This window comes from Bradyrhizobium genomosp. I (2014) (assembly GCF_000261685.1).
GTDB lineage: Bacteria > Pseudomonadota > Alphaproteobacteria > Rhizobiales > Xanthobacteraceae > Bradyrhizobium.
This window is the reverse complement of the sequence record NZ_AJQE01000250.1, coordinates 1-7979: the sequence shown is the minus strand read 5'-3', so window position 1 is coordinate 7979 and position 7979 is coordinate 1. Positions and strand designations below refer to the sequence as shown.

Annotated in this window: 6 protein-coding genes; 2 read left to right on the top strand and 4 right to left on the bottom strand. The window is 64.5% G+C overall.

From position 1 onward, the window contains the following. Window positions 1–220: 220 nt before the first annotated feature. The 3 genes from greA to IC50_RS23570 form a co-directional block, all read right to left on the bottom strand. Complete coding sequence (greA, locus tag IC50_RS23580; protein WP_035710309.1) at window positions 221–694, bottom strand: transcription elongation factor GreA; 474 nt, start codon at window positions 692–694, stop codon at window positions 221–223. A 211-nt stretch (window positions 695–905) separates the two neighbouring features. Next, window positions 906–4370, bottom strand: a complete 3465-nt coding sequence (gene carB / locus IC50_RS23575) for a carbamoyl-phosphate synthase large subunit (RefSeq protein ID WP_035710308.1) — start codon at window positions 4368–4370, stop codon at window positions 906–908. 255 nt (window positions 4371–4625) lie between these two features. Further along, window positions 4626–5795: an MFS transporter gene (locus tag IC50_RS23570; protein ID WP_035710311.1), complete on the bottom strand. Its 1170-nt coding sequence runs from the start codon at window positions 5793–5795 to the stop codon at window positions 4626–4628. Window positions 5796–5901: 106 nt separating this feature from the next. Between IC50_RS23570 and IC50_RS23565 the strand changes: the two genes are divergently transcribed. Further along, the gene (locus IC50_RS23565; protein WP_035710307.1) at window positions 5902–6273 is read left to right on the top strand and encodes an ArsR/SmtB family transcription factor; all 372 of its coding nucleotides are present in this window, start codon (window positions 5902–5904) and stop codon (window positions 6271–6273) included. Window positions 6274–6524: 251 nt separating this feature from the next. Here the strand turns inward: IC50_RS23565 and IC50_RS23560 are convergent, their stop codons facing one another. Beyond that, on the bottom strand, window positions 6525–7226 hold the full coding sequence (locus tag IC50_RS23560; protein WP_035710305.1) for a class I SAM-dependent methyltransferase: 702 nt from the start codon (window positions 7224–7226) through the stop codon (window positions 6525–6527). Between the two features lie 114 nt (window positions 7227–7340). Here IC50_RS23560 and IC50_RS23555 point away from each other — a divergent pair, with 114 nt between their 5' ends. Next, window positions 7341–7862 (top strand): Dps family protein, encoded by a 522-nt coding sequence (locus IC50_RS23555; protein ID WP_035710304.1) that lies wholly within the window; start codon window positions 7341–7343, stop codon window positions 7860–7862. Window positions 7863–7979: the final 117 nt, after the last annotated feature.

The window sequence follows — 7979 nt, the reverse complement described above, 5'->3', positions numbered from 1 at the left end:
TACGCCATTGCGCGGGGGGGGGGGACGGTGATGGAGTGGTGCTCGCTGCATCCACATCGTCATTGCGAGACTGTCTCTGCGGAAAGATTCTGGATTGCTTCGCTTCGCTCGCAATGACGGGTGTGTGAGCGGTGTTCACCACAACTCCAGCAACCCGCAGAAACAAAAAGGCCGCGCGTCGCGCGGCCTTTTCGAAACGTCTCAGCGGAGCGGCAAATCCTTACCGCCACTCCACCTTGGTGATCTCATACGCCTTGGCGCCGCCGGGTGCATTGACCTCGACGGTCGACCCCTTCTTCTTGCCGATCAGCGCGCGCGCGAGCGGCGAGGTGATGGAGATGCGGCCCTTCTTGGCGTCGGCCTCGACCTCGCCGACGATCTGCCACACCGTCTTCTTCTCGGTGTCCTCGTCGACCAGCGTCACGGTGGCGCCGAACTTGATGGTGTCGCCGGAGAGCTTGGAAATGTCGATGATGTCGGCGCGCGCGAGCTTGTCCTCGAGCTCGGCGATGCGGCCTTCATTGTGGGACTGCTCTTCCTTCGCGGCATGATATTCCGCGTTCTCCGACAGGTCTCCGTGCGAGCGCGCCTCCGCGATATGCTCGATGATCCGCGGACGATCCACGGACTGGCGCTGCTTCAATTCTTCCCCGAGCGCGACAAAGCCGGCCTGGGTCATCGGAACCTTTTCCATCGTCTCTCTCGTCCTTCGATCGTGCGCCGCAAACGCGGATGGGCGCCGCAACCTTGATTCGCCAGTGTTTCCGGAGCCCAACGCAGGGCTGCCGGAGATTGACAGATATGGGCTTGGCGCCGGAACAAAACCACCACCTGGCCGGACAGTTCCTCCGGCCATTGTGGCTTCATTGCCAATCACTTAGCGGAAGCCTCGCCGCCGCCAGGGATCAGGTTTCCGAAAAGTAGCTCTGCAGGGTACGAACCTCAAGGTCCCCGCCCAGATAGGCGCGGATGCCCTGCGCGGCCGCCACGGCCCCGGAAAGAGTGGTGTAATATGGCACTTTATGCAAGAGGGCCGCGCGCCGCAGCGAACGGCTGTCGGCCAGCGCCTGCGGGCCTTCGGTGGTGTTGAAGACGAGCTGGACGTCGCCATTGGTGATGGCGTCGACGATGTGCGGCCGCCCCTCCAGCACCTTGTTCACCTTCTCGGTCGGGATGCCCTGGTCGGTCAGGAAGCGCTGGGTACCCGACGTCGCCAGCACCTTGAAGCCGAGCGAATGCAGTTCGCGAACGGCCTCGGCGATGCGCGTCTTGTCGCTTTCGCGCACCGAGACGAACACCGTGCCCTTGCGCGGCACCCGCGTGCCGCCGCCGAGCTGACTTTTGGCGAAGGCAACCGCGAACGAGCGGTCGATGCCCATGACCTCGCCGGTCGAGCGCATCTCGGGGCCGAGCACGGTGTCGACGCCGGGGAAGCGCGCGAACGGGAACACCGATTCCTTGACACCGACGTGCTTGAGAGTCGCCTTCTTAAGCTTGAAGTCGGCGAGCGTCTCACCGGCCATGATCCGTGCGGCGATCTTCGCGACCGGCGTGCCGATCACCTTGGCGACGAAAGGCACGGTGCGCGAAGCGCGCGGATTGACCTCGAGCACGTAGATGTCGCCGTCCTTGATGGCGTACTGCACGTTCATCAGGCCAATGACGTCGAGGCCGAGGGCGAGCTCGCGGGTCTGCCGCTCCAGCTCCTCGATCATCTCAGGCTCGAGCGAGTGCGGCGGAAGCGAGCAGGCGCTGTCGCCGGAATGGATGCCGGCTTCCTCGATGTGCTCCATGATGCCGACGATGAAGGTGTCCCTGCCGTCGCAGAGGCAGTCGACGTCGACTTCGGTCGCGTCCGACAGATAGCGGTCGAACAGCAGCGGGTTCTTGCCGAGCACGGTATTGATCTGCCCGGTCTTGTCGTTCGGATAGCGCGCCTTGACGTCGGCCGGCACCAGCTCCGGCAGCGTGCCGAGCAGATAGTCGTTGAGCTGATTCTCCTCGCGGATGATCTGCATCGCGCGACCGCCGAGCACGTAGGACGGGCGCACCACGAGCGGCAGGCCGAGATCGGCGGCGACGAGGCGGGCCTGTTCGACCGAATAGGCGATGCCGTTCTTCGGCTGCTTGAGGCGAAGCTTGTCGAGCACGCGCTTGAAGCGGTCGCGGTCTTCCGCGAGATCGATGGCATCCGGCGAAGTGCCGAGGATCGGCACTTCGGCGGCTTCCAGCGCATGCGCCAGCTTCAGCGGCGTCTGGCCGCCGAACTGCACGATCACACCGTGCAGCGTGCCCTTGCTGCGCTCCTTCGCGATGATCTCCAGCACGTCCTCGGCGGTAAGCGGCTCGAAATAGAGCCGGTCGGCGGTGTCGTAATCGGTCGACACCGTCTCCGGATTGCAGTTGACCATGATGGATTCGTAGCCGGCGTCATGCAACGCGAAGCAGGCATGACAGCAGCAATAGTCGAACTCGATGCCCTGGCCGATGCGGTTCGGGCCGCCGCCGAGAATGATGACCTTCTTCTTGTCGGACGGTGCGCTCTCGTCCGCCGGCGCGCCCGCGAACGGCGCCTCGTAGGTCGAATACATATAAGCGGTCGGCGAGGCGAACTCGGCCGCGCAGGTGTCGATGCGCTTGTAGACGGGGCGAACGCCGAGCGCGTGGCGCTTCGCCGTCACCTCCGCTTCCGTCGTGTCCGCGAGCACCGCGAGGCGCGCATCCGAGAAGCCCATGGCCTTGAGCGTGCGCATGCCGAAGGCGTTGCCGGGCAGGCCGTTCTTCCTGACCTTCTCCTCCATGTCGACGATGCCGCGCATCTCGCCGAGGAACCACGGATCGATCTTGCAGGACTTGAAGATGTCCTCGTTCGACCAGCCGAGCCGCATGGCCTGGGCGACCTGGAGCAGCCGGTTCGGTGTCGGCGTGCCGAGCGCGGCGCGGATCGCGTTCTTGTCGTCGTCGCGGCCGAGGCCCTCGATCTCGATCTCGTCGAGGCCGGTCAATCCGGTCTCGAGCCCGCGCAGCGCCTTTTGCAGGCTTTCCTGGAAGGTGCGGCCGATCGCCATGACTTCGCCGACCGACTTCATCGACGTGGTCAGCGTGGTCGAGGCGCCCGGGAATTTCTCGAAGGCAAAACGCGGCACCTTGGTGACGACGTAGTCGATGGTCGGCTCGAACGAGGCCGGCGTGGCGCCGCCGGTGATGTCGTTGGCGATCTCGTCGAGCGTGTAGCCGACCGCGAGCTTCGCGGCGACCTTGGCGATCGGAAAGCCGGTGGCCTTGGAAGCCAGCGCGGAGGAGCGCGACACGCGCGGATTCATCTCGATGACGACCATGCGGCCGTCTTCGGGATTGACGCCGAACTGCACGTTGGAGCCGCCGGTCTCCACGCCGATCTCGCGCAGCACCGCCAGCGAGGCGTCGCGCATGATCTGATATTCCTTGTCGGTCAGCGTCAGCGCCGGCGCCACCGTGATGGAATCGCCGGTGTGCACGCCCATCGGATCGAGGTTCTCGATCGAGCAGACGATGATGCAATTGTCCTTCTTGTCGCGCACCACCTCCATCTCGTACTCCTTCCAGCCGAGCACGGATTCTTCGATCAGCACTTCGTTGGTGGGAGACGCATCGAGGCCGCGTTCGATGATGTCGAGGAACTCTTCCTTGTTGTAGGCGATGCCGCCGCCGGTGCCGCCCATGGTGAAGGAAGGGCGGATGATCGCGGGCAGGCCGATCTCGGACAGCGCCATCATCGCCTGTCCCAGTGCATATTCCTGATAGCGCTTGCGGCGGTCGCCTTCGCCGAGAGTCCATTGCCGGTCGAGCTCATCGAGCGCCGCGCCCGACAGCTTCTCGCGTTCGGCGTGGTATTTGTCACGGAACGACTTCTTCAGCTCCGAGGCGTTGGCAAGCCGCGACTTCGGCGTCTGCAGCCCGATCTTCTCCATGGCGTTGCGGAACAGCTGGCGGTCTTCGGCCTTGTCGATCGCGTCAGCGGTTGCGCCGATCATCTCGACATCGAACTTGTCCAGAGTGCCCTGGCGGCGCAGCGAGAGCGCGCAGTTCAGCGCGGTCTGGCCGCCCATGGTCGGCAGCAGCGCGAAGCCGCCGGGAATGGCGTGACGTTCCTTCTCGATGATCTTGGCGACGATCTCGGGCGTGATCGGCTCGATATAGGTCGCATCGGCCAATTCCGGATCGGTCATGATGGTGGCCGGGTTGGAATTGACGAGGACGATTCGATAGCCCTCTTCCTTCAGCGTCTTCACCGCCTGGGTGCCCGAATAGTCGAACTCGCAGGCCTGGCCGATCACGATGGGACCGGCGCCGATGATCAGGATGGTGGTGATGTCTGTACGTTTGGGCATCAACTCTCGCCGAAGTGGAATTTGGGCACAAAAAAAGGGCGCGCTCGCTGCGCGTCCCCTGTGGCCGAAGCGCGATCAGCAAAAGTGGCCACCGGTTTTGCGTCCGATCGCGCTTCTACTCCTAAAAAGTAGCGCATGATCTTGACGCCAAACCGCCTACACTTTGGCGGATCATGCGCGCGCGCGGTGGTCTCCCTCGCGCGCGGGTGGGTCTTAGACCAGTTTTCGGGGCGGCGAAACCCCGAAAAACGCCCATCAACCGGCAATTTTGACCGGTTTTGGCCGGGCCTGCCAACCGCGGGCGAGGTGCACCAGGAGCGAGGCCGCAACGCTCGTGCCGCCGATCCAGCCGAGGTCGGTCGGCGTGAGAGTGGCCAGCACCGCGCCGCCGAGCGCGCCACCGATGGCGAAGCCGAGATACATCGACGAGGCGTTGAGTGAGAGCGCGATTATCGAAGCCTGCGGCTCGATCCGGATGATGCTGGCAAGCTGGGCCGGATAGAATGCCCAGCCCGAGATGCCCCAGAGGAAGATCGCGCCCAGCACCGCGTAATGCGCCTGTCCGGGCATCAGCTTCAGCGCCAGCGAATGCAGGATCAGGGCGGCCGCCATGCCGGTCAGCCCGAGGGCGGCGGTGGCGAGCGTGCCGAGCCGGTCGGCCAGGACGCCGCCAAGCATGTTCCCGATCGCGGCGGCGCCGCCGAACACCAGCAGGGCAAGGCTGATCTGCGAGGCGTCGAAGCCGAGCCCGCGCAGCGGGACCGCGAAATAGGTGAACACCGTGAAGCCGCCCAGCGCCCACAACATCGTGATCAGAAGCGCGACCAGCACGTGGCCGTGGCGTGCCACCGCCAGCCGTTCGCCAAGCGAGGCTGTATTCCGCGGCAGGCCTTTGGGCAGGCCGAGCAGGAGGCCGGCGAGCGCGACGGCGCCGATCAGGGCGACCATGGCAAAGGTCGCGCGCCAGCCGAACACGCTGCCGACGAGATTGCCGAGGGGAACGCCGATCACGGTCGCAACAGTCATGCCGGAGGTGACAAGCGCCACGGCGCGGCCGCGGCGCTCGGGTGCAGCGACCGCCACGGACACCGCCATTGCCGTTGGCATGCACAACCCCGAGCCCAGCGCCATCAGCATCCGCGAGGCCAGCAGCAGCGCATAGTTGGATGCGACCATTGCCGCGAGGTTGCCGGCGATGAAGGTGGTCAGCGCCAGGGCCAGCACGGTGCGGCGGTCGATATTGTTGAGCGTTACGGCGAGGATCGGCGAGCCCACCGCATAGGTGAGGGCGTAGGCGGTGACCAATTGGCCCGCAGCCGAGACCGAAATCGCGAGGTCGATGGCGATTGCCGGCAAAAGTCCCGCAATGACAAAGCCTTCCGTGCCGATCGCAAAGGCCGCGAGGGCCAGCCAGAACACGCTCATCGCAAACTCCATGTTCAATGTTTATTGAACTATTGGACGCTGTGCTTCGGGAGTCAATTAGTTCAAGAACTATTGAACTCTGCGGCCCTGCCACTATGCTCTGGACATGAGCCGCACACCTCTCCACCCCACCCGCGAGCAGATCGAGCTGCCGTTGGTTCTCGACTGCCTGAGCGATCCGATCCGGCTCGCCATTGTCTACCAGCTCGCCCTGCAAGAACGTGTCAGCAGCGAACTCTGTTGCGGCGACTTCAGCGGGCTCGGCGGCAAGTCGAACCTCGCCTACCACTTCGCCAAGCTGCGCGAATGCGGGTTGATGCAGACGCGCCTGGCAGGAACCAACCGCTTCATGCGGCTGCGCCGCGAGGATCTGGACGCGCGGTTCCCGGGCCTGCTCGACGCGGTGCTCAAATCCGCGGCCAGGGATGCCGAGCGGCTGCAGCTGATGGGCGGATGTGACGTGGTGAAGGTGGATTGAGCTCGGGGCGGGCAGTCCGTCTTCGCTTCCGCTTCCGCTGCCGCTCCAGCTACGCCGGACACGCTTCGCCCCTACGGGTCTTGCGTGGCTGCGCCACGCGTAGCCCCGCAGGGGCGAAGCGTGGAGACCCGGCCTGGATTTGAACCAGGATAAAGAGCGATGCACCGCTCCCGCGTAGACGCTTCCGCCACCGGGCCGCGACGATCATGACCGATCGGGGGGCGACAGGCCAGCTCGGCTGACCGCTATGCTTAACGGACGAGAGGCGGCCGCGCGATGAAGGTCATGCGCCAGCGATTATGGCCGATATTGCCGTCGGCGCGCTGGACCGCGAAGTCCGCCGCCTTCAGCCTGGCGGTGATCTCGTCCTCGCTGTAACGCTGCAGCCCGATGCGCGTGCGCAGCTGACGGTAATCCGACAGCGCGGTGCTGACCAGCCCGATCAGCGCATCTTTCAAGAAGCCGTGGCGGACGCCGAAGCCGAGCAGCGCCATCACGTCCCTGACCATCCCGACATTGGGCTGCAGGATGTCACCAAGCACCAGCTTGCCGGAGGGTTTCAGGATGCGGCGGATGTTGAGGAGGGCGGCATCGAGCTCGTCCGGCGTCATGTATTGCGCGACCGAGTTCATCACGACGAGATCGATCGATTGGTCCTGCATCTTGCGGACGTCGTCGAGCGAGCGGACGCGGATCTTCGTGTTCGGGGCAAACCGCGCGATCAGCCGGCCACGCACGCCCGGCGCGGGCTCGGCCAGGATCAGCTGGCCGCAGGCGGCTGCCACCTGGCTCGCCGACAGCGCTTCCCCGCAGGCATAGTCCAGCACCGTCGCATCGGGCGAGGGGATGTAGCCGATGATGTCGCGCGCAATGATCTGGAAGTGCAAGTCGCGATGCAGCTTGCTGACATAGATCGTATGCGTCGAGTCGTAATAATCGATCCAATCGTCCATGGTATTCGAAGGTCCCGGCCAAACGGTTCCGATGGAGGAACCGGCGCTGCCCGCCTTGCGTTAGGGGTGCGACGGCGCGCCGTCAATGTCCGCGTCCTAACAGGAAGGTTTCCCGTGAGCAAAACCAGCAAGGTCTCGCCCGATCTCGATACCCCCACTGATCTGTCGTCGGATGGCGTCAAGAAGGTCTCGGAGGCGCTCAACGTGCTTCTGGCCGACGCGTTCGCGCTCTATCTCAAGACCAAGAACTTCCACTGGCACATCAGCGGGCGCCACTTCCGGGATTATCATCTGCTGCTCGACGAGCAGTCCGACCAGATCTTCGCCACCACCGATCAACTCGCCGAGCGCGTCCGCAAGATCGGCGGGACCACGCTGAAGTCGATCGGCCAGGTCGCAAAGCTCCAGACCATCAAGGACAACAACGAGGACTACGTCCCGCCGCGCGAGATGCTGCGCGAGCTGATGCAGGACAACAAGCATGTCGCGGCTGCGATGCGCAAGGCGCACGACGTCTGCGACGAGGCCGGCGACGTCGCCAGCGCCAGCATCCTCGAAAACTTCATCGACGAGACCGAGCGCCGCACCTGGTTCCTGTTCGAGGCGACACGGCAGGAAGGCGGCAACGAGGCTTAGGGGATGCGTAGGGTGGGTTAGCATTGCGGCTACGCGCAGCGTAGTCGCGAGGCGTAACCCACCGCTGTCTCTATACGCGGAACCAGAAGAGGTGGGTTACGCCTGCGGCTAATCTTA

Coding starts and splice junctions, on each gene's coding strand:
- greA (WP_035710309.1), bottom strand. CDS start 694: ATGGAAAAGGTTCCGATGACCCAGGCCGGCTTTGTCGCGCTCGGGGAA.
- IC50_RS23570 (WP_035710311.1), bottom strand. CDS start 5,795: ATGAGCGTGTTCTGGCTGGCCCTCGCGGCCTTTGCGATCGGCACGGAA.
- IC50_RS23565 (WP_035710307.1), top strand. CDS start 5,902: ATGAGCCGCACACCTCTCCACCCCACCCGCGAGCAGATCGAGCTGCCG.
- carB (WP_035710308.1), bottom strand. CDS start 4,370: ATGCCCAAACGTACAGACATCACCACCATCCTGATCATCGGCGCCGGT.
- IC50_RS23560 (WP_035710305.1), bottom strand. CDS start 7,226: ATGGACGATTGGATCGATTATTACGACTCGACGCATACGATCTATGTC.